The organism is Janthinobacterium psychrotolerans (genome assembly GCF_001677885.1).
GTDB classification, from domain to species: Bacteria; Pseudomonadota; Gammaproteobacteria; order Burkholderiales; family Burkholderiaceae_D; genus Janthinobacterium; species Janthinobacterium psychrotolerans.
The window spans coordinates 45529-71495 of the sequence record NZ_LOCQ01000055.1 but is presented as its reverse complement, the minus strand read 5'-3'; the positions used below and the strand labels follow the sequence as shown (position 1 = coordinate 71495).

Annotated in this window: 17 protein-coding genes and 1 pseudogene; 9 read left to right on the top strand and 9 right to left on the bottom strand. The window is 63.6% G+C overall.

Going from position 1 to position 25967, the window contains the following annotated elements:
• Positions 1-3576, top strand: coding sequence for an ABC transporter permease/M1 family aminopeptidase (locus tag ASR47_RS13155; protein WP_065308240.1), 3576 nt, complete (start codon positions 1-3; stop codon positions 3574-3576).
• 3 nt (positions 3577-3579) lie between these two features.
• Here the strand turns inward: ASR47_RS13155 and ASR47_RS13150 are convergent, their stop codons facing one another.
• Entirely contained in the window at positions 3580-3957 is a 378-nt protein-coding gene (locus tag ASR47_RS13150; RefSeq protein WP_082988912.1) for a hypothetical protein, read from the bottom strand.
• Between the two features lie 169 nt (positions 3958-4126).
• Positions 4127-5599 carry a catalase gene (locus ASR47_RS13145; protein ID WP_065308238.1) on the bottom strand — a complete coding sequence of 491 codons (1473 nt, stop codon included), beginning with the start codon at positions 5597-5599 and terminating at the stop codon, positions 4127-4129.
• 193 nt (positions 5600-5792) lie between these two features.
• Between ASR47_RS13145 and ASR47_RS13140 the strand changes: the two genes are divergently transcribed.
• From ASR47_RS13140 to ASR47_RS13130, 3 genes are all read left to right on the top strand, one after another.
• Complete coding sequence (locus ASR47_RS13140; RefSeq protein ID WP_082988911.1) at positions 5793-7241, top strand: alkaline phosphatase; 1449 nt, start codon at positions 5793-5795, stop codon at positions 7239-7241.
• Positions 7242-7291: 50 nt separating this feature from the next.
• Positions 7292-8689 (top strand): alkaline phosphatase, encoded by a 1398-nt coding sequence (locus tag ASR47_RS13135; protein ID WP_065308237.1) that lies wholly within the window; start codon positions 7292-7294, stop codon positions 8687-8689.
• 70 nt (positions 8690-8759) lie between these two features.
• Entirely contained in the window at positions 8760-9464 is a 705-nt protein-coding gene (locus tag ASR47_RS13130; RefSeq protein ID WP_065308236.1) for a hypothetical protein, read from the top strand.
• Between the two features lie 68 nt (positions 9465-9532).
• On the opposite strand, the gene ASR47_RS13125 is transcribed toward ASR47_RS13130, so the two are convergent.
• The 4 genes and pseudogenes from ASR47_RS13125 to ASR47_RS28355 form a co-directional block, all read right to left on the bottom strand.
• Positions 9533-12208, bottom strand: coding sequence for a DNA topoisomerase III (locus tag ASR47_RS13125; RefSeq protein ID WP_065308235.1), 2676 nt, complete (start codon positions 12206-12208; stop codon positions 9533-9535).
• Positions 12209-12468: 260 nt separating this feature from the next.
• Positions 12469-12933, bottom strand: coding sequence for a Smg family protein (locus tag ASR47_RS13120; RefSeq protein ID WP_065308234.1), 465 nt, complete (start codon positions 12931-12933; stop codon positions 12469-12471).
• Between the two features lie 94 nt (positions 12934-13027).
• Complete coding sequence (dprA, locus tag ASR47_RS13115) at positions 13028-14140, bottom strand: DNA-processing protein DprA (protein WP_065308233.1); 1113 nt, start codon at positions 14138-14140, stop codon at positions 13028-13030.
• 35 nt (positions 14141-14175) lie between these two features.
• Positions 14176-14295, bottom strand: a pseudogene (locus ASR47_RS28355) (hypothetical protein); the annotation flags it as partial.
• 91 nt (positions 14296-14386) lie between these two features.
• Here ASR47_RS28355 and def point away from each other — a divergent pair.
• The 3 genes from def to ASR47_RS13100 all read left to right on the top strand — a co-directional run bounded on the left by def (position 14387) and on the right by ASR47_RS13100 (position 16885).
• Positions 14387-14929 carry a peptide deformylase gene (gene def, locus ASR47_RS13110; protein WP_065308232.1) on the top strand — a complete coding sequence of 181 codons (543 nt, stop codon included), beginning with the start codon at positions 14387-14389 and terminating at the stop codon, positions 14927-14929.
• Positions 14930-15005: 76 nt separating this feature from the next.
• Positions 15006-15962 carry a methionyl-tRNA formyltransferase gene (gene fmt, locus ASR47_RS13105; RefSeq protein WP_065308231.1) on the top strand — a complete coding sequence of 319 codons (957 nt, stop codon included), beginning with the start codon at positions 15006-15008 and terminating at the stop codon, positions 15960-15962.
• Positions 15963-15976: 14 nt separating this feature from the next.
• The gene (locus ASR47_RS13100) at positions 15977-16885 is read left to right on the top strand and encodes a LysR family transcriptional regulator (RefSeq protein ID WP_065308230.1); all 909 of its coding nucleotides are present in this window, start codon (positions 15977-15979) and stop codon (positions 16883-16885) included.
• Here the strand turns inward: ASR47_RS13100 and ASR47_RS13095 are convergent, their stop codons facing one another.
• Complete coding sequence (locus tag ASR47_RS13095) at positions 16886-17293, bottom strand: tautomerase family protein (RefSeq protein ID WP_065308229.1); 408 nt, start codon at positions 17291-17293, stop codon at positions 16886-16888.
• 112 nt (positions 17294-17405) lie between these two features.
• The gene (locus tag ASR47_RS13090; protein ID WP_171898940.1) at positions 17406-19892 is read right to left on the bottom strand and encodes an IPT/TIG domain-containing protein; all 2487 of its coding nucleotides are present in this window, start codon (positions 19890-19892) and stop codon (positions 17406-17408) included.
• A gap of 388 nt (positions 19893-20280) precedes the next feature.
• Here ASR47_RS13090 and metH point away from each other — a divergent pair, with 388 nt between their 5' ends.
• Complete coding sequence (gene metH / locus ASR47_RS13085) at positions 20281-24078, top strand: methionine synthase (protein WP_065308227.1); 3798 nt, start codon at positions 20281-20283, stop codon at positions 24076-24078.
• A 95-nt stretch (positions 24079-24173) separates the two neighbouring features.
• A complete protein-coding gene (locus ASR47_RS13080) occupies positions 24174-24545 on the top strand; it encodes an SPW repeat protein (RefSeq protein WP_082988909.1) in 372 nt (123 codons plus the stop codon).
• 119 nt (positions 24546-24664) lie between these two features.
• Here the strand turns inward: ASR47_RS13080 and ASR47_RS13075 are convergent, their stop codons facing one another.
• Entirely contained in the window at positions 24665-25945 is a 1281-nt protein-coding gene (locus ASR47_RS13075) for an EAL and HDOD domain-containing protein (RefSeq protein WP_065308226.1), read from the bottom strand.
• Between the last annotated feature and the right edge of the window lie 22 nt (positions 25946-25967).

Below are 25967 nucleotides of genomic sequence, written 5' to 3'. Positions count from 1 at the left end.
ATGTTCGCGATTGCCTTCTTTGAAGCACGACAGCGTTTCAAGCTGTTGTCCACCTGGGTGTATTTCGCCATGTTCCTGGCGCTGTCCATGCTGTGGATGGCCGCCTCGGGCGGCGCCTTCAAGGAAATCTCGATCAGCATGGGCGGGCGCGTCCTGATCAATGCGCCGCGGTCGCTGGCCCTGAGCTGCGCCGTGCTGGGCTGCTTCGGCGCCGTGGTGGTGGCCGCCATGATGGGCCGCTCGGTGCAGCAGGATGTCGAATACGGCATGCAGCATTTCTTCTTCAGCGCGCCGATCCGCAAGCATGAATATGTGTTCGGCCGTTTTCTCGGCGCCACCGTGGTGCTGGCGGTGGTGTTTTCCAGCATTATCCTCGGCGCCTGGCTGGGCAGCTGGTTGCCGGGCATCGACCAGGAACGGCTGGGGCCGCAGCGCGTGCTGGCCTATCTGATGCCGTATTGCTTTACCCTGCTGCCCAACTTGTTTATCTTCGGCGCCATCTTTTTCGTCATCGCCGCGCTGACGCGGCGCATGCTGCCCGTCTATATCAGCTCGGTGGTGATGCTGATCGGCTACCTGGTGGCGCCCTCGCTGGCGCGCGACCTGGACTTCAAGACCGTGGCCGCGCTGATCGACCCCTTCGGCACCGCGGCGCTGATCAACCTGACCGAATACTGGCCCAATGCCGAGCGCAATACGCGCCTGGTCACGCTCGAGGGCGTGTACCTGGTCAACCGCGCCATCTGGTGCGCGCTGGCCCTGCTGGCCCTGCTGCTGGGCTACTGGCGCTTTCACTTCCATGCCACGCCCGACGGCGGCAGCGCGCGGCGCCAGGGCGACAGCACGCCGCCGGCGCGCTTGTCGCACAGCGCGCTGGACACCCACGAGCCGCCAAACTTTACCCGCCGCAGCCTGGCCGCCCTGCTGCTGCAGATGAGCTGGCTGAACCTGCGCGAAACCGTCAAGAACATCTATTTTGTCGTCATCGTGCTGGCCGGCGTGCTGGTGATGTATGCCAGCGCGCTGGACATGGGCTCGATCTACGGCACCAATACCTATCCGGTGACGGAAAGAGTGCTCGAGATCGTCAGCAGCGCGTTTGCGGTCTTCATGCTGGTGATCACCACCCTGTATGCGGGCGAGCTGGTGTGGCGCGAGCGCGAAAACGGCCTGCAGCTGATGCTCGACGCCCTGCCCGTGCCAAACTGGCTGCCGCTGCTGGCCAAGCTGTTTGCGCTGATCGGCCTGCAGGCCCTGCTGAGCCTGGTGGTGATGTTGTGCGGCATGTCGCTCCAGATCGTCAAGGGCTACTACCGGCTCGATCCCGGCCTGTACTTCGAGGCGCTGTTCCTGACCCAGCTGCCCAACTACGCGCTGGGCGCGGTGCTGGCGATTTTCCTGCAGGTGCTGCTCAACCAGCGCTACCTGGCCTACTTCGCCATGATCGTCTATTACGGCGTGACCATCCTGCTGCACTCGCTGGACATGGGCAACCCGCTGCTGCTGTACGGCACCACGCCCGAGTTCGTGTATTCGGCCATGAACGGCGCCGGCCACTACCTGCTGCGCGAGCGCTGGTACTTGCTGTACTGGAGCGGCGCGGCCGTGATGCTGACCGTGCTGGCCCTGCTGTTCTGGCAGCGCGGCGCGCACGACAGCTGGCGCATCCGCCTGCGCCTGGCGCGCCACGCCTTGACGCGGCCGGTACTGGCCAGCTTCGGCATCGGCCTGGCCATCTTCCTGTTCGCCGGCGGCATGCTGTTCTACACCTTCCATATCGCCAACGACTATAAATCCGGCCATGCGCGCGAGGCCGACCGCGCCAGCTTCGAGCGCCAGTACCGCAGGCTGGCCGCCACGCCGCAGCCGCGCATCACCGACGTCAAGCTCGACGTGGCGATCTACCCGGCCCAGCGCACCCTGAAGGTGAAGGGACGCTACCTGCTGGAAAACCGCACCGCCGTGCCGATCAGCCAGATTTTCATCCAGCAAGACCCGACCGCCAGCATGCGGCTGCGCTTCGACAGCCGCGTCCATCCCGGCCTCGATGACGCGCGGCTGGGCTTTTACAGTTACCGCCTGGCCGCGCCGCTGGCGCCGGGCGCCACCCTCGGCCTCGATTTCGACGTCAGCTACGCGCCGCGCGGCGTGTTCGGCCTGGGCCAGGATACCCCCGTGCTGGCCAACGGCACCTTCTTTACCAACGCCGTGCTGCCGCACGTGGGCTACCAGCAGCAGCTGGAACTGAGCGATACGCGCGACCGCAAGCGCCACGGCTTGCCGGCGCGCGAACGCGCCTTGCCACGCGATGATGCGCGCGGCCTGGCCGACAGCGACATCGGCAGCGACGCCGACCGCATCCATTTCGAGGCCACCGTCAGCACCGTCGACGGCCAGACGGCGATCGCGCCAGGCATGCTCGACAACGACTGGATAGACAAAGGCCGGCACTACTTCCATTACAGGATGGACCAGCCCATCCTCAATTTCTACGCCTTCCAGTCGGCCCGCTACGCCGTCCGGCACGAACGCTGGCAGGACGTGGCCATCGACGTGTATTACCAGCCGGGCCATGAATACAATCTGGACCGCTTCGTGCGCGGCAGCAAGGAAGCGCTCGATTACTACACGAAAAACTTCGGCCCCTACCAGCACAAGATCGTGCGCATCGTCGAGTTCCCGCGCTATGACACGTATGCGCAGTCGTTTCCGGGCACCATACCGTTTTCCGAAGGCCTGGGCTTTATCGCCAGGGTCGACGACAAGAACCCGAAGGATCTCGACTATCCGTTCTACGTCACCGCGCACGAGGTGGCGCACCAGTGGTGGGGCCATCAGCTGGTGGCCGGCAATACGCGCGGCGCCACCGTGCTGAGCGAAACCCTGGCCGAATACTCGGCGCTGATGGTGATGAAGAAGACCGTCGGCCCGAACAAGATGCGGCGCTTCCTGCGCTACGACCTGAACCGCTACCTGATGGGCCGCGCGGAAGAGCGCAACGGCGAGTTGCCGCTGGCCGAGAATGACCGCCAGGGCTATATCCATTACAACAAGGGTGCGCTGGCCATGTATTTGCTGCAGGACATCGTCGGCGAAGACAAGATCAATGGCGTGCTGCGCGCCCTGCTGCAAGACCATCGCCAGGCGCCGCCCTACGCCAGCGTGACGGCGCTGATCGACGGCTTGCGCCAGGTCACGCCGCCGGCACAGGCGTATCTGATCGATGATTTATTTGAAAACATCGTGCTGTTCGATAACCGCGCGCTGGCGGCGACGGCGCGCAAGCTGGCGGACGGCAACTATGAGGTCGGTATCACTGTGCAGGCCGGCAAGATCCATGCGGGCGCACAGGGCGAAGAACAGGAAGCGCCGCTGCGCGACCTGATCGAGATCGGCGTCGATGACAAGGATGGCAATGCGCTGCTGCGCGAACGCAAGCTGGTGACCGGCAAGCAGGCCAGCTACACGGTGATCGTCCGTGGCCGGCCAGCCAAGGCGGGCATCGACCCCGACAACAAGCTGATCGACCGCAAGCCCGGCGACAATATGATCGCCGTCGATATCAGCGAGCGCTAGGGCTTACGGGTGGGTGGTCAAGCTCAGGCTGATGCCCATGTCGCTGAACACGGCCAGGTCGCCCAGCGGCAGGTCCAGCGGCGCGGACGCCGTTGCCGGGCCAGCATCGCCGGCCAGCTGGAGTTGCAGCTCGGCCACGATGCGCGGCATGCTGAAACTCACGCCGCGCGAGCGGCATTCGGCCAGATAGCTGCGGATGCGCGAGGGCAGCACCTGCGCCTGGCTGGCCTGCGCCACCAGCACCTCGAAACCGGAATCGAGATGAATCCTGCCAGCGCCTTTCGGCTCGCCCTTGCGCCACTGGCGCTCGGGTTCGGTGGGCAGCACTTCCAGGATGGACGCCAGGGTGAGGTCATCCCCATGCACGGTCAACTTTGCCATATTCATGTTGTGCGACTTTCTAGCCTGCACGCCACCCGGGCGGCGGCGCGATCATCAAACCAGCTAGTCTACGCATGGGCGGAAACTATGTCCAGACGGCAATATTCCACAAGGGCCTGACCTTGCGCAAGATCAAATCCGTCCGGCGACTGCCGGACGGATTCGCGATTTACGCCGGCTTGCCAAGCGCCTGCAGGGCGGCCCGCACACCGGCGCCGTAGGCCGGATCGGCGCGGTCGAAATGGGCCAACTGGCGTTGCAGGGTTTCCTCGCGTACCTGGCTCAAGGGACCGGCCAGGTTGTCGAACAGGTTCTGCTTGCCCTGCGGGGTCAGGATGCGGAACAGATTGCCGGCCTGGCTGAAATCGTCTTCCGCGCCGCGGCCGTCGTAGCGCGCCGCGCCGCCCTGCAAGGCCAGCGCTGCTTCGCCGTGGCCCAGTCCCTGCGGCGCACTGCCGGCAGCGGCCAGGTTGGCATAGTTACGGGCCGCACCGCCATTGTTGATCGCCATGCCACCGTCGCGCTGCTGGTTGTGGAAGGGGCAGCGCGCCGCATTGACCGGCAGGTGCTGGTGGTTGGTGCCGACCCGGTACAGCTGGGCGTCGTGGTAGGCAAACAAACGGCCTTGCAGCATCTTGTCGGGCGAGTAGCCCATGCCCGGCACGGCGTTGGCGGGCGAAAACGCCGCCTGCTCCACTTCCGCGTGGTAATTGTCCGGGTTGCGGTTCAGCTCAAAAATGCCGACCGGCAGCAACGGGAAATCCGCGTGCGGCCACACCTTGGTCAGGTCGAACGGGTTCCAGCCGGTGCGCTGCTCCCATTGCGCCAGTTGCTCTTCGGTCGCTACCTGCAGCTTGACTTCCCACTGCGGAAATTCGCCGCGCTCGATGGCGCCGAACAGGTCGCGCTGGGCGTAATCGGGGTCGGCCCCCGCCAGGCGGCCGGCTTCGGCGGCTGACAAATTTTTGATGCCCTGGCGCGTCTTGAAATGCCATTTCACGTAGACGCGCTGGCCGTCGGCATTGATCAGGCTGTAGGTATGGCTGCCGAAGCCATCCATGTGGCGGTAGCCGTCGGGCGTGCCGCGGTCCGAAAACAGCATGGTGACCTGGTGCAGGCTTTCCGGTGCATGGCTCCAGAAATCGAACATCATCTCGGCCGATTTCAGGTTGCTTTGCGGATCGCGTTTTTGCGTGTGGACGAAATCGGGAAACTTGATCGGGTCCTTGATGAAGAACATCGGCGTGTTGTTGCCGACCAGATCCCAGTTGCCTTCCTCCGTGTAGAAGCGCACGGCGAAGCCGCGCGGATCGCGTTCCGTGTCGGCACTGCCGCGTTCGCCACCGACGGTGGAAAAGCGTGCAAACGTGGCCGTCTGCTTGCCCACTTCACTGAACAGCCTGGCCTTGGTGTAGGCGGCAATATCGTGCGTGACGGTAAACGTGCCGTAGGCGCCCGAACCTTTGGCGTGCACCACGCGCTCCGGGATGCGTTCGCGGTTGAAATGCTGGAGCTTTTCGAGCAGATGGAAGTCCTGCAGCAGCAGCGGGCCACGCGGGCCGGCGCTGATGGAATTCTGGTTATCGGCCAGCGGAATGCCGGAAGCGGTGCTCAAGGGGGTATTTGGCGGCGGCGTGCTCATGGTGCTTTCCTTCGTTGTTGACTGATGGATACAGTGTAACGAGCGCAGCCGCAAAGGAAAAGATAATTGATTTTATCAATTCAATAGTTATTACCAATGATTACCATATGTTGCAGATGTGTGTCTGATCGTCATGAGGGCGTAACAATGGCTTGCTATCTTGCCAGCTTTCAAACCTCGCCGGATCCCCGACATGACACGCAGAAAATTTTCCGCCGCTGGCTGCAGCGTCGCCATTACCCTGATGCTGGCCGCCTGCGGCAGCAGCAGCAAGAACGACGATGTCGTGGCAGCACCACCAAAAAATGTCATCTTCTTCCTCGGCGACGGCATGGGCCTGACCACCATGACGGCCGCGCGCATCTATGCGGTCGGCGAAGACGGTTCGCTGACCATGGACACGCTGCCGGAAACGGCGTTCGTGAAAACCTTCTCGAACGACGCCCAGGTCACCGACAGCGCGCCGTCGATGGCCGCCTACATGACCGGCGTCAAGATGAACAATGAAGTGATCTCCATGTCCGCCAACACGGTGGCCAAGGATCCGACCAATGACGCCAATGGCAACAAGCTGGTCAACAACTGCGGCAGCGGCAACGGCACGCCGGCCACCACCCTGCTGGAACTGGCCAAGGCCAAGGGCTATGCGGCCGGCGTCGTCAGCACGGCGCGCGTGACGCACGCCACGCCGGCGGCGACCTACGCCCACATCTGCCACCGCGACCTGGAAAACGATATCGCCGCGGCCCTGGTGCCGGGCGGCGCCGGCTACAACAGCGCGCTGGGCACGACGGGCCTGGAGGTGGTGCTGGGCGGCGGCGCGCAATTCTTCAAACCGGTCAAGGACGGCGGCAAGCGCGCCGACGGACGCGACCTGATGGCCGAACTGAAAGCGAAAAACTATACCATCGCCAACACGGGCGCCGACTTCAAGGCGGTCGACGCCAGCAAGGCCGAGCGTCTGTTCGGCGTATTTACCAGCAGCCACATGGCGTATGAGCTGGACCGCGACGCGGCGAAAGAACCGAGCCTGGCGGAAATGACCACCAAGGCCATGGACGTGCTGGCCAAAAACAAGAAGGGTTACTTCCTGATGGTCGAAGGCGGCCGCATCGACCATGCGCTGCATGAAACCACGGCGAAAAAAGCGCTGCAGGACACGGTCGCGTTCGACAACGCCGTCAAGGCCGCCATCGACAAGGCCAAGCTGACCGACCCAACCCTGGCCAACACCCTGATCGTCGTCACCGCCGACCATGACCACACGCTGGTGCTGAACGGCTACGCCAAGCGCACCGGCAAGACGGCCGCCGGCAATCCGGGCGTGCTGGGCGTGGTGAAAAACTACGTCACCGGCGCGGTCGAGAAAGACCTGGACGGCGCGCCGTATTCGATCATCGGCTTCGGCAATGGCGAAAAACGCACGCAGTCGAGCCGCGCCGCCATGGCCAGCCTTGATGAAACCGTCACCAGCGCCAACGAATACCACCAGGAAGCGGTGATCCGCACGGCCGTCGGCAGCGAAACCCACGGCGGCACCGACGTGTTCCTGGGCGCCATCGGCATGGGCGCCGAGACCTTCCTCGGCACCATCGACAACACCAAGGTATTCGGCCTGGTCAAGAGCGCCGGCGGCCTGTAATTCCCGGCATTGACCCAAGACACACGAACTGGATAATCATGAAACCTGCAATGAACTCTGTACTGAAACTGTCCCTGCTGGGCGCGCTGGTCGCCGCCAGCGTCGCCAACGCCCAGGCCGCTGACGCCAAGAACGTCATCTTCTTCCTCGGCGACGGCATGGGTCCTTCCGTCGTCACCGCCTCGCGCATCTACAAATACGGCGAAGACGGCAGCCTGAACATGGACAAGCTGGAACGCACGGCGCGCATCAAGACGTTCTCGAACGACGCGCAGACCACCGACAGCGCCCCATCGATGGCCGCCTACATGACCGGCGTCAAGATGAACAATGAAGTCATCTCGATGGCGCAGGAAACCATCGCCAAAGAACCTGGCCGCGACGCCAACGGCAACCTGGGCGTGGACAACTGCCCGGCCGGCGGCAAGAGCGTGCCGACCATCCTGGAACTGGCCAAAGCCAAGGGCAAGGCGGTCGGCGCCATCACCACCACCGAGCTGACGCACGCCACGCCGGCGAGCACCTTCTCGCATATCTGCAACCGCAATGCGCAATACGCGATCGCCGCGCAAAGCGTGCCCGGCGGCGCCGGCTACAACACGGCCCTGCTGGACGGCGTCGATGTGCTGATGGGTGGCGGGCGCAACCATTACACGCCGTACTCGGCCACCAACAAATTCGGCCGCGTCGATGGCCGCAACCTGCTGACCGAACTGGCGGCCAAGGGTTACACGGTGGCGGCCAACAAGACGGAAATGGCGGCCGCGCCAAACAACAAGAAGTTCATCGGCCTGTACAGCACCCGCAGCCACCTGGAATATGAACTGGACCGCACCGCCGCCACGCCGCTGGGCGAAGGCGCGACCCAGCCGAGCCTGTCGGAAATGACCTTGAAAGCCATCAGCCTGCTGTCGCAAAACAGCAATGGCTATTTCCTGATGGTCGAAGGCGGACGCATCGATCATGCGCTGCACGGCATCAACGCCAAGCGCGCCTTGAGCGACACCATCGCCTTTGACGACGCCATCAAGGCCGCCATCGACAAGATCAGGGAAACCGATCCGAAGCTGGAAAACACCCTGATCGTCGTCACGGCCGACCACGACCACACGATGGCCTTCAACGGCTACGGCAAGCGCGGCAACCCTATCCTCGACATCAACCGCGGCTACCGCGACAACCTGCCGAGCAAGGATGCCGACGGCAATACCTACACCACCCTGGTGTTCGGCAACGGCCCGAACCGCCCTGCCCTGCGCACCAATGTCGACAGCGCCACCGCGCTGGCCGATAACTACCTGCAGGAAACGGGCGTGCGCCTGGCCAGCGAAACCCACGGCGGCGGCGACGTCAAGCTGCTGGCCACCGGCGCCGGCGCCAAGACCTTCAAGGGCACCATCGACAACACCAAGGTATTTACCCTGCTGAAAACCGCGCTGGGCCTGTAATCACATCGTCGTAGACCAGGGGCGGATGACACGCGCTGTCGTCCGCCCCCTTGCACATCAAAGGCACACCATGAAATCGACCCTGATCGCCGTCCTGCTGGCCGCCGGCTTTGCCGGCGCTACCCACGCGGCCGCCCCGGCGCCGGCCGACCTGGACCTGTCCATCACCTACTACAGCCGCGTGCTGACGCCGGAAGGCGTGACGCGCGAAAGCCGCTACGAAGAAACCATGCTGCGCCGCCCCGGCCACGTGTGGGTCGAGCGCGTGCTGGCGCCGGCAGCGCACGCCCATGAAGGCCACAACAAGAAAGTGGCCCTCAAAGTTGCCCAGCACGAACACAAGCATTTCAATCCGGTGGTGATACCGCGCCATGTGATGCTGGAGAAAAACACCGTGCGCGTGGAGTATATCGATGCCCACGACAAGGTGGTGGTCAGCATCCCGAAGTCCGAATACGACAACGTCAATTTCGACGGCTCCTGGGAAAACAGTTTTTATCTGCTCGACCCGAAACTGGTGGCCGCCATGCCGCTGTCGAAGCAGGTGTCAAAAGTGGCTGGCGCGCGCTGGCGCGAAGCGGAAAAAAATGGCGTGTTCCAGCGCGTGCTGTGGGATGAGCAAAAGCAGATTCCCCTGATTATTGAAAGCGGCGACCGCGCCAACACTTTTTACCGCCGCGTCGACGTCAAACAGCAGGCCGGCCTGTCCAGGGCGCAGCCGTGGACCAATGTGCAGAACTATGCGCAGCGCGAGTATTCGGATTATCTCGACTGATTGATTGCTGGTCGTAAACGTCAAAAAGCCAGGGTGAGCCCTGGCTTTTTGCTGTCGCAACGGCTTGATTACTCGGCCGCCGCAACCTTTTTCGCCGGCGCCTTTTTCGCCGGCGCCTTTTTCACCGCCGGCTTTTTCACGGCCGCCGCTTTTTTCGCCGGCGCTTTCTTGACGGCTACTTTTTTCGCTGGCGCCGCACCTTCTTCGCCCTCGGCTTCGGCTGCCGCCGCCTTGCCCTTGGCAGGCGCTTTCGCACCCGGCTTGGCCTTGCGCTCTTCGAACTCAAAGCTCACCTTGCCATCCTTGCCGCGCACCAGGAAGGCCTTGAACGGCCGGCGCGTGCGCTGCGAAACAAAGCCGGGCAACAGATCGGTCTTGCCATCGTTGAGCAGCTTTGCCATTTGTTCAGGCAAGATTTCCTGCTGCAAGATGATGCGGCCGCTGCGGAAGTCGCAGGTCTTCGGTTTGGCCACGCTGTGTTCGCACACATAGGCCAGGCCCATTTCGTACACGCCGCCCTGGCACTTGGGACAAGATCCCAGCGCCGTCTGGCCCGTGAAGTCGACGCCTTCGCCGTCTTCACTCTCGTCGTTCTGGCCGAAATCGAATTCCAGCTTGAAATTCTTGATTTCTTCATCGCGCACGATGCGCAAGATGGCGGCAAACGGACGACCCATTTTCGAGCGGAAACCCTGCAGCGGACCGATGGTACGGTCCTTCAGCAATTGCTCCACTTCCGCGATTTCGAACTGGCGCGAACCGGGCGTCTTGCTCATCGAGAAGTCGCACTTGGTGCAGGCGAAACGGCGGTAGTTTTCCTTCACCACGCTGCCGCAATTCGGGCAGGGCGTCGTCAAGGTGGCGTATTCGCCGGGGATGGTGTCGTTGTCGTATTCCTTGGCGCGCTTGACGATGATTTGCGTCATCTGCGCGATTTCACGCATGAATTCATCGCGCGAAATCTTGCCTTTTTCCATCTGCGACAGCTTGTATTCCCACTCGCCGGTCAGCTCCGGCGCCGTCAGTTCGTTGACACCGAGGCCTTTGAGCAAAGTCATCAGTTGCGATGCCTTGGCGGTCGGCATCAGCTCGCGCCCTTCGCGCAGCAGATAGCGTTCCGTCAGCAAGCCCTCGATGGTGGCCGCGCGCGTCGCTGGCGTGCCCAGGCCCTTGCCGGCCATCGCATCGCGCAGCTCGTCGTCGTCGATCAGCTTGCCCGCGCCTTCCATCGCCGACAGCAACGTCGCCTCGGTGTAGCGCGCTGGCGGCTTGGTGACCAGGCCGTTGGCGCTGACGCTTTCCGTGTGCACGGTTTCGCCCTTGGCGACCGGCACCAGGTTGCCGTTGCCATTGTTTTCCTTGTCGGCGTCGGTCGACGCTTCCTTGCCGTAGATCGCCAGCCAGCCCGGATTGGTCATGACCTTGCCTTCAGTCTTGAACTGATGGCCGGACACTTCCGTATAGCGCGTGGTGACCTGGAACTCGGCAGGCGGGAAGAACACGGCCATGAAGCGGCGCGTGACCAGGTCGTACAGTTTCTGTTCCGGCTCGGACAGGTTTTTTGGCGCGATCGTCGTCGGAATGATGGCGAAGTGATCCGAGATCTTGGTGTTGTCGAAGATGCGCTTGTTCGGCTTGACCCAGCCCTTGTCGATGATCTGCTTGGCGAACTGGTGGTAGTTGCTGTTGTCCTTGACCGTTTCCAGCGCCTGCAGCACGGTCGGCATATAGTCTTCCGGCAGGTGGCGCGAATCGGTACGCGGGTAGGTCAGCACCTTGTGCTTTTCGTACAGCGCCTGGGCCAGGCCAAGGGTATTCTTGGCGGAAAAACCGAACCGCGAGTTCGCTTCACGCTGCAAGCTGGTCAGGTCGAACAGGCCCGGCGCCATTGAGGTGGTCGGTTTCGACTCTTCCGTGACGGTACCCTGGCGGCCACGGCAGGCGGTGGCGATCGAATCGGCGGCCGTCTTGCTCCACAGGCGCTCGGCGCGTTTTTCCGGGTCGTTCTCGTCTTTCTTGAACTTGGTGTCGAGCCAGCGGCCTTCATAGATGCCGGCCGCGCAGACGAATTCGGCGCGCACTTCCCAGAAGTCGCGCGGCACGAATTTTTTGATCTTGTCTTCGCGCTCGACCACGATCGACAGGGTCGGCGTCTGCACGCGGCCGACGGTGGTCAGGTAGAAACCGCCCTCTTTCGAGTTGAACGCCGTCATGGCGCGGGTGCCGTTGATGCCGATCAGCCAGTCCGCTTCCGAACGGCAACGGGCCGCGTCGGCCAGCGGCAGCATTTCGTCGTCGCTGCGCAGGTGCGCAAAGCCGTCGCGGATGGCGCCCGGCGTCATCGACTGCAGCCACAGGCGCTTGACCGGTTGCTTGGCCTTGGCGTTTTGCGCGATCAGGCGGAAAATCAGCTCGCCTTCGCGCCCGGCATCGCAGGCGTTGATCAGGGTGGTCACATCTTTGCGCTTGATCAGCTTGTTCAATACTTTGAGGCGCGCTTCCGTCTTGGCGATCGGGTTCAGCGCGAAATACGGTGGAATCATCGGCAGGTGCGCGAAACTCCATTTGCCGCGCTTGACGTCGAATTCTTCCGGCACGGCGATTTCCAGCAAGTGGCCAACCGCCGACGACAGGACGTATTCATCCGATTCAAAGTACTCATCGTGCTTGGTAAAGCCGCCAAGCGTCTTCGCGATATCGTTCGCGACAGATGGCTTCTCGGCGATGATGAGGGTTTTTGTCATAGTTATTAGTCTCGAAAAATGCTCTAGGATAGTGTCAGCATGCGCATCATACAGTGCATTGCCGGGCGCCGATGCATTTGTCTGCGCAGGGCCGTGCGACTGGTGGCCTTGTCAGGCGGCCAATGATAAGCGCCGATCACGGAAAACCGCAAGTTATCTAAAGACAACAATGCGCAGGGGCAAAATCTATCGGCTGGCTGGATGAGTGGCGGGCAAAAAGCGGCGGGCGGCAGGCATGGGCCAGTCCCACGGGCCTTTATTCAGTGTAGCAGGCGGGGCGATAATTCTTCGTCGGAGCCGAACAGGTCGTCGAACATCAGCGCGTCCGGTTCCTTGCCCTGGCTCCACAGCAGCATCAGCACGATGACTTTCAGCTTGCCGAGGGTAACCGGTGCTTCATCGAGCGCCAGCGCCCGTTCGATGACGATTTCGCGCTGCAGCGGCGACAGTACCTTGGCGCTTTCGAGGAACTGGATAAAGCCGATGGCGGCCGTGCCCAGCACATCGGTTTCTTGCTGAACATAAAAACGCGTGCCGGTGGAACTGGCGGTCAGCACCTGCTCGGCGCCGGCCATCGCGTTCAGGTCGGTCAGCCAGACCAGCGCCTCGGAAATCTCCACATCGTCGAAGCCGACGGCCGACAGCTTGCGCGCCAGCGCCGCCGGCTCGGGGCAGGCATCGGGGCGATAATAAGTCTCGTAGAGATAAACCAGGATATCGAACATGACTCTACTCTATCAGCTAAGTTCGCTGCGGCACAAGTGCGCCAGCCGTCAAAACGGCGCCGTGCGGCAAGGCCGCCACACAAGTGACAAGCTGTCATTTGCAGCGTTGAAACAGTCCTCCCGGCATCCGTTCCACCAGCCCGGCCATTTCCAGCGCCAGCAGCTCGCCCATCAGCACGGGAATCGCCAGGCTGCTGCGCGCGGCGAGGGTGTCGGTATCGCAAGGATCGTAGCCGAGCACGCCCAGCAAGGGGCTCAGCGGCGCGGCCGGTGCCGGAGACGATACCGGCGCAACATCGACACCGGGCCAGCGCAATTCCTGCAGCACATCGTCGACCGAATCGACCAGCTTGGCGCCCTGCTTGATAAGGGCATGGCAACCCTTGGCCAGGGTCGAGTGGATCGAGCCCGGCAAGGCGTACACATCGCGCCCGTATTCGCCGGCCAGGCGCGCCGTGATCAAGGAGCCCGACTGGGCCGCCGCCTCGATCACCAGCACACCGCGCGCCAGGCCGCTGATCAGCCGATTGCGGCGTGGAAAATTGCTGGGCATGGCAGGCAGGCCCAGCGCATATTCGCTGACGATGCAGCCTTGCGCGGCTATGCGTTGCGCCAGGTCGAGGTTGCGTCGCGGATAGACCAGGTCGGCGCCCGTGCCGATCACGGCCACCGTGCCGCCCTCGCCGCGCAGGCCGCCTTCGTGCGCATGCGTGTCGATGCCCAGCGCCAGCCCGGAAACGATAGTCAGGCCCGACCGGCTCAGCGCCTCGGCGAACGCGGCCGCATTCTGCATGCCCTGCGCGCTGGCGTTGCGGCTGCCGATCACGGCCACGCAAGGGCGCGACAGCAGTTCAGGGCGGCCGCGTACATATAAGAGCAGCGGCGGATCGGGGATTTCCAGCAGTTGCAAAGGATAGGCGCCGTCGGCCAGGGTCAGCACGGCGTTGCCGGGCCGCTCCAGCCATTGCAGTGTCAGGTCCAGCTGGCTGTTGGCGACCGGCTTGGGCGGCAGCAGGATGGTGCGCGCCAGGCCGGCCGGCACCACTTCGCGCAAGGCCTCGAACGAGGCTGAAAATATGCCTTGCGGCAAACCGAAGCGGGCCAGCAGGGCGCGCGCCGCCACCGGCCCCACGCCGGGCAGCAATTGCAGGCGCAGCCACGACGCCAGTTCGCCCACCCCTTGTTCGCTTGCCGAATTTGCATGCATGACATTCTCGCTCGCCGCGCGTGGTTCCCGGTCTTTCATGGTAGCGCGGCGCGCGCGCCGCGATGCCGACCGGCGCAATATCCGTGCGCGCTGCGGCGCGCCGCCGAGAAAACGCCCGCCGCCACAGCGCCAGCGGCGTCTGTGATAAAATTTCGCCTTCAATCAGCGTAAAACCACCGGCGACCCAGCGCCGCGCACAGCCTTCATGTGCCCAGCTCATTCAACCAGCCAAACAGCCCAATTCGTATGTCCATCTTAAATATCCTGCGTTACCCCGATCCGCGCCTGCACACCGTCGCCAAGCCGGTCACCGATTTTGGCGCCCAGCTGCAGACCCTGATCGACGACATGGCCGAAACCATGTACGACGCGCCCGGCGTGGGCCTGGCGGCCTCGCAAGTCGACCAGCACATCCAGATGATGGTGATCGACGTCACCGAAGAAAAAAACCAGCTGCAAGTGTTCATCAACCCGGAAATCACCTGGGCCAGCGAAGAAAAGCAGGTCTACGACGAAGGCTGTTTGTCGGTGCCGGGCGTGTACGACGGCGTCGAGCGCCCGTCCCGCATCAAGGTGCGCGCGCTGGACCGCCATGGCAAGGCCTTCGAACTGGAAGCCGAGGGCTTGCTGGGCGTGTGCATCCAGCACGAAATGGATCACCTGCTGGGCAAGGTCTTCGTCGAATACCTGTCGCCGCTCAAGCGCAACCGCATCAAGACCAAGATGGTCAAGGAAATCCGCGGCCTTGAACGCGAAGCGAGCCTGCGCGCGCAAAATCGCCGTTTCTGAAGCATGAACTGGTAAACTGGCGGGCATTGTCATACCCGCCAGGCACAGCCCTGCGCACTTCACACCAAGGAACCCGATGAAAGTGATCTTCGCAGGCACGCCTGAATTTGCCGCTACCGCCCTGAAAGACTTGCACGAAGCGGGTTTCGAGATTCCCCTGGTGCTGACCCAGCCCGACCGCCCTGCCGGACGCGGCATGCAGTTGCACGCTTCGGCCGTCAAGCAATACGCGCTGCGGCACGGCATCGAGGTGCTGCAGCCGCTCTCCCTGCGCATGGACAGCCGCGATCCGCAGCGCGCCGCCGAAGCGAAAGCCGCCCACGAACGGCTGCTGGCGCTTGAGTACGATGTGATGGTGGTGGCCGCCTATGGCCTGATTTTGCCGCGCAGCACGCTCGACATCCGGCCCTGCATCAATATCCACGGTTCCCTGCTGCCGCGCTGGCGCGGCGCCGCGCCGATCCACCGCGCCATCGAGGCCGGTGACGACGAAACCGGCGTGACCATCATGCAGATGGAAGAAGGGCTGGACACCGGCCCGATGCTGGCCATCGAACGCGTGGCGATCGAAGCGGGCGACTCCACCGCCACCCTGCACGACAAGCTGGCCGCCCTCGGCGGGCGCATGATCGTCGACACTTTGCGCAAGATGCGGCAGGGGCCATTGACGGCCGTGCCGCAGCCGGAAGCGGGCGTGACCTATGCGGCAAAAATCGCCAAGGAAGAAGCGGCGCTCGATTTTTCCCAGGGCGCGCTGGAACTGGGCCTGAAAATTCGCGCCTTCAATCCCTTCCCCGGCGCCTGCGGCCAGGTCGACGGCGTGGCCATCAAGATCTGGGCCGCCGAGGTACTCGAGGCCGACAGCCCGCAGCCGGCCGGCCAGGTACTGGCGGCCGACGCCCAGCTTGGCATCGTGGTGGCCTGCGGCACGGGCGCCTTGCGCCTGACGCACTTGCAAAAACCGGGCGGCAAGCGCCTGCCGGCAAGCGAATTCATCAAGGGCTTCCCGCTCGAAGGCAAGCGTTTCGTTTAACCTGCCAGCGCGCCATGGACCAGCTTACAGCCCTGCGCGCGCTGCGCCGCGTGGTCGAACTGGGCAGCTTCACGGCGGCCGGCGCCGCGCTCGGCATTTCTCATTCCATCGTCTCGCGCCAGATCCGCCAGCTGGAACACCAGCTCGGTGCGCAATTGCTCAACCGCACCACACGCCGCTTCGCGCTGACGGCCGCCGGCCAGGAATACTACCTGGCCAGCCGCGACATCCTCGACGCGCTCGACGCGGCTGACCGCGCCGTCACCCTGCACCAGGCGCAGCCCTCGGGCAGCTTGCGCATCAATGCGCCAGTCGCCTTCGGCGCGCTGGAACTGGCCGCCTGGCTGCCTGCCTTCACGCAGCGCTATCGGCTGCTGCAGATCGACCTGGTCTGCAATGACCGCATGGTCGACCTGATCGACGACGGCTTCGACGTGGCGCTGCGCATCACGCGCGGCCTGCCCGACTCGACCCTGGTGGCGCGCAAGCTGGCCAGCAGCCGCATGGTGGCGGTCGCATCGCCGGGCTACCTGGCGCAGCATCGCGCGCCCGCCACGCCACAAGAGCTGCTGCGCCATGACTGCCTGCTGTACAGCTTGAGCGTCGCGGAAAAACCGGCCAGCTGGGTGTTCCACGACGACAGCGGCGCGCCGCACGCGGTGGCCGTGCGCGGCAGCTTTGCCGCCAACACCGGCATCGCCCTGCGCACCGCCGCCATGCAAGGCATGGGCATCGCCAGTACGGCCGCCTTTATCGTGCGCGAGCAGCTGGCCAGCGGCGCACTGGTGCAGGTGCTGCCCGGCTACACCCTGGCGCCGCGCAATCTGTATGCGCTGTATCCGCACGGGCGCCACCTGTCGCCCAAGGTGCGCGCCCTGATCGACTTCGCGGTCCAGTGGTATGCCGGCCGCGACTGGGACTGATCACTGCGATTGCAGGCTTTTCGAGACGGCGCGGAACTGCTGCGTCAGGCCGCCATAGCCCCAGGCCGCCTGGCGGGCGTCATGCACGTGGATATAGCTGACCTCGTGCAAGGGTCCCAGCGCCTGCGCCATCGCCGCATGCACGGCGGCGATATACGCCGCCTTTTCCGCCGCCGTATTGGTTTCGTCGCTGATCAGCACATCGAGGAAAAAACTCGTCCTGCCCTGCTGTTGCAGGCATGCCCCGCCGACAAACCAGTGCGCGCCATCGATATGGCGGATCGCCACCGAAGTCAGTTCTGGCGCCTTGTGCAGCAACTCGGCTGTCAGCCGGCTCAGGGTGGCGGCAAGCGCGGCCGATTGCGGCGCGTCAGGCGTGGTGGAGAGTTGAAGGTTGAGGATGGGCATGGCGCAGCTTCCGGTTGATTGAGGAACAGCCATTCTAGGCAAGCTTTCGGTCCATCAGCAGCCCCATGCCGGCACAGGATTTGTGCGCTTTTCACACAAGTAAAACCAGCGTTTATTGACGCGCCACTTTCACCATGCGGCCACGCACGGACGACGACAGGCTCACCTCGAAACGGCCGCCGGCCGGCAAGGCGCTGACGTCGACGGCCGTGCTGCCACCGGTCAGGGCGCTGGCGATCACGGTCTTGCGGCCATCGGCGGCGACGTACAGCACCGCGGCGTACGGCTCGGCATCGGCATTCCAGCGCAGGGCCAGCTTGCCGGCGTTCTGCGTGGTCTGCAGATTGGCGGCGGTGGCGGCGACGGCACGGCGGACCGAGCGGTCGATCTTGCTGACCACCTTGCCATTGGCCAGCACATCGATATCGCTGATGTCGCCTGGGTTGGCAAAGCTGACGCGGAAGTGGCTCACGTCAACCCGGCTGTCGGCCAGCTGCTGCGTATCAAATGGCACGTTCATCGTTTGCCCGGACGCCGTTAAAATCCGCAGGCTGTAGGTGGCGCTGCTGTCGGCGGTGCCGGTACGCGCGGTGGCCGATGCCACCGCCGGGTGCAACTGCACGCCATGGTCGGTGATGCGGCCCGAAATGGTCAGGTAGCCATTGTCGGCGGCCAGCACGCTGGCGCCCACCGAGCTGCTGCGGCCGGTGCGGGCCAGGCGCGCGGCGTAGCTTTCGAGAAATTGCTGGACGCGGGCATAGCTGTAGTCCGAGAACCAGGCGCCGCTGCAATAGCTCATCACGTCTTTCATCTGCCTGGTGCCGCCGCCGCTGCTGTAGCTGGCCTGGCTCAGCTGGCCGATGGTGGCGCCATAGTTGCTGTTGTACAGAGGCTGGCTGCCCAGGTCGCCATTGGCGTACGGATAGTCGGTGACGGCGTCGGTCGGTGAACCGCAGGCGACGTGCCTGAGCGAATGGTTGTGGCCGATTTCATGGATCATCGTCGTCAGCCACTCGGGCCAGGCGTTGCCAAAGGCGTCGACCGAGGCGGTGCGGGTGGCGGCAGCATCAAGACCCATCGCCGACGGGCTGGACACACCGGTGGTGCGGTCGCTGATATACGCCAGGCCGGCGGTGCGGCTGGCCGACATCTGCGACACGAAACCATAATAGAAAGCGCTGCTGTCTTCCTGGCTGCGCGCCGCTTCGATCTTCGGCAAGGTCGTGCTCCACCAGCTGTCGACCGCGCTGCTGCCGCCGACGTCGAGCGGCACGCGCCTGGTGACGGTGATGTCGTCCAGAGCGTACGGATACACGCGCACCAGGGCGGCGCGGATCACTTCCGGGTCCGGCAGCACGGAGGTGCCGTCGCTGGTGGTCAGGGGCACCAGCACCAGGCGCATCCTGGCGGCCGACGAGACGGCCGGCGTGGCCTGCTGGCTCACCTGCGTGCCATCATTGCCGACGGCCGTCACGCGCACTTGCAGGCCGGGCTGTATCCAGCTGGCCGGCAGGGCCACGCTGAAGTTGCCATCAAAGCTATACGCATTGCGCGTCGTTGGCAGGGTCGCAGGGCCGCTCAGCACCAGGCTGCCCAGGTTGACGCCGGTCGACGAGCTGGCCGCCAGGGTCACCGTCGGGCTGCTGCGGCCAGCCAGCGTGCCGAGCACGGACACGCGCACGGCGGCGGGCTTGCCGCGCGTCAGGCGCAGCGCCGCATCGCTGGCGCTCAGGTTCAGCACTTGCGAAAAATCGATGGCGCCCAGGGTGAACGCGGCAACCGTGCCGGCGTTGACGGCGGCGCGCGACGGCGACGACAGCATCAGGTTGCCGGTCGCCGTGCTGGGCGCCGAGACGCGCAGTTCGCTGGCGCTGGCGCTGACGATGGTGGCGGCGGTACTGCCGATGGCCGCGCCATTGACCTGGTCCAGATTGCTGCCGGCCACGGTGACGATCACATTGCCGCCGCTGATGGCGGTGCTGATCGACGTCACGCTGACGGTCGGCAGGACGGTGAAGGCGGCGCTGGTCAGCGCTTCGTTGAAGGTACCGCGCACAGTCAGCTGGCCCGTCGTGGCGCCGACCGGCACCACGAAGGTGACGCTGTTGTCGGTATGGCCTTGCACGGCGGCGGCGGTGCCGTTGGCAAACACGACCGCCGTGACATTGGCCATGCCGGCGCCGGTGATGCTCACGCTGGTGCCGGCGATGCCGGCAGCTGGCGTCAGCTCGCCGGCTGTCAACGGCAGGTAGGCCGTGATGGCCTGGCTGGTGGCGACCGTGCCGCTGGCGGTGACCAGGGTCAGCGCACCGCTCACTGGCGTGGCCGGCATGGTCAGGGTGGCGCTGGTGGCGCTCACGGCGCTGGCGGCCAGGGTCACGCCGCCGACCTGGAAGGCCGTCACGCGATCGAGGTTGCTGCCGGTCACCGTCAAGCTGGCGCCGATGGCCGCCGTGTTGGCCGACACGGACGCTATGGCCGACACCACCGCCGGCGTAGCGGTGGTGGCCACCGCCGTACTGGCGCCGCCACCTCCACCGCCGCCACAAGCGGACAGACCCAGCATGGCAAGCGATACAATAAGCAAATGGTTTTTCATGGCTGGCATCCGTTTGCGCGCAGCGCGACAGCAGGAGAACTGAACAAGACAGGGAACATGGCGGTGAATTTTGGCGAGAATGGGTAAACCAGTACCGTCATTATGATTGAATAAAATTCCCAAAGACAACTTAAAAAAATTATTAGTGACTTTTTTTAAAGACCCGTCGTTGGCATGGCGATGTGTTGCGTGGATGGACCATCCGCAGCCGGCCAGGCCTTTTGCCCAGAACCAAAGGTGCGCGATGCCGTATAATTTTAGACCCGGTGAACTCAGGCGATTGCCCTCTTCCGCCAGCCTATCCGGCCGGCGCACTCCGTCGGCTGATCCTGCTGATGCGCAATGCCTCCCCACCGCGCCGCCGCCCGTTGCCTATTGAAAGCATGAAATGACCGATACCGTGATCCCTGCCCAGTCCCCCACCGAAGCCTCCTTGCGCGCCATCCTGGCGCGCCGGATCATGATCCTCGATGGCGCGATGGGCACGATCATCCAGCAATACAAGCTCGACGAAGTGGCGTATCGCGGCGGTCCCGCCGGGCGTTTTATCGATTTCGCGGCGCCGGCCGACTCGGGCGCGCGTGAATTGTTCGTCAAAGGCAATAATGAACTGTTGACACTGACGCAGCCGCAGATCATCCAGGAAATCCACGAACGCTACCTGGCGGCCGGCGCCGACCTGATCGAAACGAATACCTTTGGCGCCACCACGATTGCCCAGGACGACTATCACATGGCGCACCTGGCCTACGAGATGAACGTGCAGGCGGCAAAGCTGGCGCGCGCCGCCTGCGACAAGTATTCCACGCCGGACAAGCCGCGCTTTGTCGCCGGCGCCCTGGGGCCGACACCGAAAACCGCCTCGATCTCGCCCGACGTCAACGACCCGGCCGCGCGCAATGTCACGTTCGACCAGCTGGTGGCGGCCTACCTGCAGCAAACGCAGGGCCTGGTCGAAGGCGGCGCCGACGTGCTGCTGGTGGAAACCATTTTCGACACCCTCAACTGCAAGGCGGCGCTGTTTGCCATCGACCTGTTCTACGAGCAGAACCCGACCGTGGCGCGCCTGCCGCTGATGATTTCGGGCACCGTCACCGATGCGTCGGGCCGCATCCTGTCGGGCCAGACCGTGCCCGCCTTCTGGAACTCCGTGCGCCACGCCAAACCGCTGACGATCGGCCTGAACTGCGCGCTCGGTGCGGCCCTGATGCGCCCGTACGCGGAAGAGCTGTCAAAAATCGCCGACACTTTCGTGTGCATCTACCCGAACGCCGGCTTGCCCAACCCGATGAGCGACACCGGTTTCGATGAATTGCCGGAAGACACCTCCGCCCTGCTGCGCGAATTTGCCGATGCGGGCTTTCTGAACATGGCCGGCGGCTGCTGCGGCACCACGCCCGAACATATCAAGGCCATCGGCGAGCTGCTGTCGAACAACACGCCGCGCACCCTGCCCGCCAAAAGCCACGACCTGCGCCTGTCCGGCCTGGAGCCGTTCGTGGTCAATGACGAGTCGCTGTTCGTCAACGTGGGCGAGCGCACCAACGTCACGGGCTCGAAGGCGTTTGCGCGCATGATTCTCAACGAGCAATACGACGAGGCCTTGTCGGTGGCGCGCCAGCAGGTGGAAAACGGCGCCCAGGTGATCGACATCAACATGGACGAGGCCATGCTCGATTCGCTGGCCGCCATGACGCGCTTTTTGAACCTGATCGCCTCCGAACCCGATATTTCGCGCGTGCCCATCATGGTCGACTCGTCGAAATGGTCGGTGATCGAGGCGGGCCTGAAATGCGTGCAGGGCAAGGCCATCGTCAATTCCATCTCGATGAAGGAAGGCGAGGCGGAATTTTTGCGCCAGGCCACCCTGTGCCGCCGCTACGGCGCGGCCGTGATCGTCATGGCTTTCGATGAAAAAGGCCAAGCCGACACCTTCGAGCGCAAGATCGAGATCTGCGCGCGCGCCTATCATCTGCTGGTCGACGCGCTCGACTTCCCGCCCGAAGACATCATTTTCGACCCGAACATCTTTGCCGTGGCCACCGGCATCGAAGAGCACAACAACTACGCGGTCGACTTCATCAACGCCACGCGCTGGATCAAGGACAACCTGCCGCACGCGAAAATCTCGGGTGGCGTGTCGAACGTGTCGTTCAGCTTCCGCGGCAACGATCCGGCCCGCGAAGCGATCCACACCGTGTTCCTGTACCACGCCATCAAGGCCGGCATGACCATGGGCATCGTCAACGCCGGCATGGTCGGCGTCTACGACAACCTCGATCCGGAGCTGCGCGAGCGGGTGGAAGACGTGGTGCTGAACCGCCGCGAAGACTCGACCGAACGCATGATCGAATTTGCCGGCACGCTGAAAGCGGGCGGCGGCAAGACCGACGTGCAGAACCTGGCCTGGCGCGAGGGCACGGTGCAGGCGCGCCTGTCGCATGCGCTGGTGCACGGCATCACGCAATTCATCGTCGAAGACACGGAAGAAGCGCGCCAGGAGCTGCTGCACAACGGCGGGCGCCCGATCCACGTGATCGAAGGGCCCTTGATGGCCGGCATGGACGTGGTCGGCGACTTGTTTGGCCAAGGTAAAATGTTCCTGCCGCAGGTGGTGAAATCGGCGCGCGTGATGAAACAGGCCGTGGCCCACCTGATTCCGTTTATCGAGGAAGAAAAACTGCTGGAAGAAAAACGCACAGGCATCGTCGCCAAGCCGAAAGGCAAGATCATCATGGCCACCGTGAAAGGCGACGTGCATGATATCGGCAAGAATATCGTCACCGTGGTGCTGCAATGTAATAACTTCGAAGTGGTGAATATGGGCGTGATGGTGCCGTGCTCGGAAATCCTGGCGCGCGCCAAGGTCGAGAACGCCGATATTATCGGCCTGTCGGGCCTGATCACGCCGTCGCTGGAGGAAATGGCGTATGTGGCCAAGGAAATGCAGCGCGACGAACACTTCCGCATGCTGAAAATTCCGCTGCTGATCGGCGGCGCCACCACCAGCCGCGCCCACACGGCCGTGAAAATTGCCCACAACTATGAAGGCCCGGTGATCTACGTGCCGGACGCCTCGCGTTCGGTGTCGGTGGCGCAGTCGCTGCTGACGCCCGAGCAGCGCGACAAATACGTGGCGGACATCGAACTCGATTACGCGCGCATCCGCGAACAGCACGCCAACAAGAAGGCGCTGCCGATTCTGTCCTTGCCCAAGGCGCGCGCCAACAAGATGGTGCTGCCGTTCGACGGCGCCGGCGCGCCCGTGAAACCGAAATTCATCGGCCGGCGCGTGTTCAAGAATGTCGACCTGGCCACCCTGGCACAGTATATCGACTGGGGGCCGTTCTTCCAGACCTGGGATTTGGCCGGCCCCTTCCCCGCCATCCTGACCGATGAGGTGGTGGGCGACGCGGCCACCAGGGTGTATGCGGAAGGCCAGGCGCTGCTGAAAAAACTGATCGACGGGCGCTGGCTGACGGCCAATGGCGTGGTGGCGCTGCTGCCGGCCAACAGCGTCAATGACGACGATATCGAAGTCTATACGGACGACACGCGCAGCACCGTCGCCTTTACCTACTACGGCATGCGCCAGCAGGGCGTCAAACCCGTGGTCGACGGCGTGCAGCGGCCGAATCAGTGCCTGGCCGACTTTATTGCGCCCAAAGAGTCGGGCATCAAGGATTACCTCGGCATGTTTGCCGTGACGTCCGGCATCGGCATCGAAAAATACGAAAAGCGCTTCGAAGACGCGCATGACGATTACTCGTCCATCATGCTCAAATCCCTGGCCGACCGCCTGGCCGAGGCGTTTGCCGAATACCTGCACGAGCGCGTGCGCACCGACCTGTGGGGCTATGCCGCAGGCGAAGAATTGAGCAATGACGACATGATCGCCGAGAAATACCTCGGCATCCGCCCGGCGCCCGGCTACCCGGCCTGCCCCGAGCACACCGTCAAGCGCGCCATGTTCGACGTGCTGCAGGCCGAGGAAATCGGCATGCAGCTGACCGAATCGTACGCCATGTTCCCCGGCGCGGCCGTGTCCGGCTTCTACTTTGCCCACCCGGAATCGAAATACTTTGTGGTCGGCAAGATCGGAGAAGACCAGGTAGAGGACATGGTCAAGCGCCGTGGCGTGCCCAGGGAAGATATCGAGCGCTGGCTGGCGCCCAACCTGTCCTGAGTTCGCCGGGCGGCGCGCGGAACTTTCGCGCGCCGCCATGCCACTAAGGCTGTATGCGGGCGCCTGGGGGCGCCGGTATCTTCCGGGGAGGCATTATGGCAACGCAATTCAAACTGAAACGCTGGCAGGACCAGGTGATCCTGCTGCTGGGGCTGTGGCTGATCGTTTCGCCCTGGGCCCTGGGCTATGCGCAAGGCTCGCCGCAGCTGGTCAACGCCCTCATTTCGGGGCTGGTGATCGCGGTACTGGCGGCGTTTGACTTGTACAAGACCTATTTCTGGGCCGTCGTCGTCAACCTGCTGGTGGGGGTATGGGTGGCGGTGTCGCCATGGGTGCTGCGCCTGGCCGACCAGGGTCCCGTCCTGTGGAACTACCTGATCGTCGGCGTCGCCGTGGTGGTGCTGGCCCTGTGGGAACTGCGCACCGATCCCGAGCTGCACAAGCACCGGCCGGGCAAGGCGGCGTGAGTGGGATGGGCCGTGTTGGCCAGGTAGGTCGGATTACGGACCATGAGGCCGTAATCCGACGCCACCACTGGCAGCGCCAACAATGTTGTCGGATTACGGCCCTGCGGGCCTAATCCAACCTACAGTGCGTACCTCACAACTTTGTCGCTCCACTCGAAAGCGGCCATTTCCAGTTCGACCAGGTCGTCCGGCGACATCGCCAGCTCGCGCAGGGTCGGCACGATTTCGCCTTCCAAGTCGTCGATGCTTTCAATGCATTCGGCCAGGCGCAGCAGATCGCCATAGAAGCCGCCGCGCGACAGCAGCGCTTCCGACACTTCGTCGATCACTTCGATCTGGCTCAGGATATCGGCCATCGGCACGGCGAACAGGGTGTCCATCAGCGACATGATGCCGACCGTAAAGGCGATATCGCCGGAATGCGCGTGGTTCGGGCGCAGCTTATGGGCCAGCAGTTCGAGCAGGCGGCCGCGCGTGGTGGCCAGCATCAGCAGCGGCGTCATGCTGTGGCCGCGCTTGCTTGGTTCCGCATACAGCATGATTTGCAGCCAGCGCTGCAGCTGGCGACGGCCCAGCACGCTGACGGCCTGGCTCAGCGAATCGATGCGCTGGCGCGCGCCGACGGCCGGCGTATTGACCAGGCGCAGCAGGTTCAGCGCCAGCGACACGTCGCGCTTGATGGCGCGCTCGATGTCCATATTGTCGGCGTCCGAGGTCACCAGGGTCATCAGTTCCATCACGGCCAGTTGCGACGGCGACAGCTTCTTGCCCGTCATGATGGCCGGCTTGGCAAAGTAATAGCCTTGGAAATAATCGAAACCGAGGTCCAGCGTGGACTTGAATTCTTCGCGCGTTTCGACTTTTTCGGCCACCAGCTTTTTCTGCTCGCGCTTGAAGCGCAGCGCCAGGCTGGCCAGGTCCGCCGGCGCGATGGAGCGCATGTCCATCTTGACGTATTGCACCAGCGGCAGCAGTTGCTGCACTTGCACCGTATCGGCCACCACGTTTTCCAGCGCAAACGTGAAACCGTGGCCGGCCAGTTCGCTGATGCGCGCGCGCAATTCCGGCGTGACCTGCATGGTTTCGACAATTTCCAGTACCACCTTTTCGCGCGGCAGGAAACTGAAGATGTCGCTCATGATCACATCGGCGTCGACATTGACGAAACCGAGGGCGTCGCCCACCACTTTTTCCATGCCCAGCTGCGAAGCATGGGCAATCACGGTGGCGGTGGCCGACAGGTCGCTGGTGATATTGGCAGGCCCGACCGGAGCGTTGCGAAATAACAACTCATAGCCGAACAGGGCCTGGTTGCGGTCGAGGATGGGCTGTCGCCCCAGATAGAACTCGCGCACGCGCAAGGGCTTGGGGGTGATGTCGTTGCTGGAAATATCGATCATTAAATCTTCATCAATCACGTCG

What these genes read in the sequence shown, in the direction of transcription:
- ASR47_RS13155 (WP_065308240.1), top strand. Translation starts at nt 1, where the DNA reads ATGTTCGCGATTGCCTTCTTTGAAGCACGACAGCGTTTCAAGCTGTTG.
- ASR47_RS13150 (WP_082988912.1), bottom strand. Translation starts at nt 3,957, where the DNA reads ATGGCAAAGTTGACCGTGCATGGGGATGACCTCACCCTGGCGTCCATC.
- ASR47_RS13145 (WP_065308238.1), bottom strand. Translation starts at nt 5,599, where the DNA reads ATGAGCACGCCGCCGCCAAATACCCCCTTGAGCACCGCTTCCGGCATT.
- ASR47_RS13140 (WP_082988911.1), top strand. Translation starts at nt 5,793, where the DNA reads ATGACACGCAGAAAATTTTCCGCCGCTGGCTGCAGCGTCGCCATTACC.
- ASR47_RS13135 (WP_065308237.1), top strand. Translation starts at nt 7,292, where the DNA reads ATGAACTCTGTACTGAAACTGTCCCTGCTGGGCGCGCTGGTCGCCGCC.
- ASR47_RS13130 (WP_065308236.1), top strand. Translation starts at nt 8,760, where the DNA reads ATGAAATCGACCCTGATCGCCGTCCTGCTGGCCGCCGGCTTTGCCGGC.
- ASR47_RS13125 (WP_065308235.1), bottom strand. Translation starts at nt 12,208, where the DNA reads ATGACAAAAACCCTCATCATCGCCGAGAAGCCATCTGTCGCGAACGAT.
- ASR47_RS13120 (WP_065308234.1), bottom strand. Translation starts at nt 12,933, where the DNA reads ATGTTCGATATCCTGGTTTATCTCTACGAGACTTATTATCGCCCCGAT.
- dprA (WP_065308233.1), bottom strand. Translation starts at nt 14,140, where the DNA reads ATGCATGCAAATTCGGCAAGCGAACAAGGGGTGGGCGAACTGGCGTCG.
- def (WP_065308232.1), top strand. Translation starts at nt 14,387, where the DNA reads ATGTCCATCTTAAATATCCTGCGTTACCCCGATCCGCGCCTGCACACC.
- fmt (WP_065308231.1), top strand. Translation starts at nt 15,006, where the DNA reads ATGAAAGTGATCTTCGCAGGCACGCCTGAATTTGCCGCTACCGCCCTG.
- ASR47_RS13100 (WP_065308230.1), top strand. Translation starts at nt 15,977, where the DNA reads ATGGACCAGCTTACAGCCCTGCGCGCGCTGCGCCGCGTGGTCGAACTG.
- ASR47_RS13095 (WP_065308229.1), bottom strand. Translation starts at nt 17,293, where the DNA reads ATGCCCATCCTCAACCTTCAACTCTCCACCACGCCTGACGCGCCGCAA.
- ASR47_RS13090 (WP_171898940.1), bottom strand. Translation starts at nt 19,892, where the DNA reads ATGAAAAACCATTTGCTTATTGTATCGCTTGCCATGCTGGGTCTGTCC.
- metH (WP_065308227.1), top strand. Translation starts at nt 20,281, where the DNA reads ATGACCGATACCGTGATCCCTGCCCAGTCCCCCACCGAAGCCTCCTTG.
- ASR47_RS13080 (WP_082988909.1), top strand. Translation starts at nt 24,174, where the DNA reads ATGGCAACGCAATTCAAACTGAAACGCTGGCAGGACCAGGTGATCCTG.
- ASR47_RS13075 (WP_065308226.1), bottom strand. Translation starts at nt 25,945, where the DNA reads ATGATCGATATTTCCAGCAACGACATCACCCCCAAGCCCTTGCGCGTG.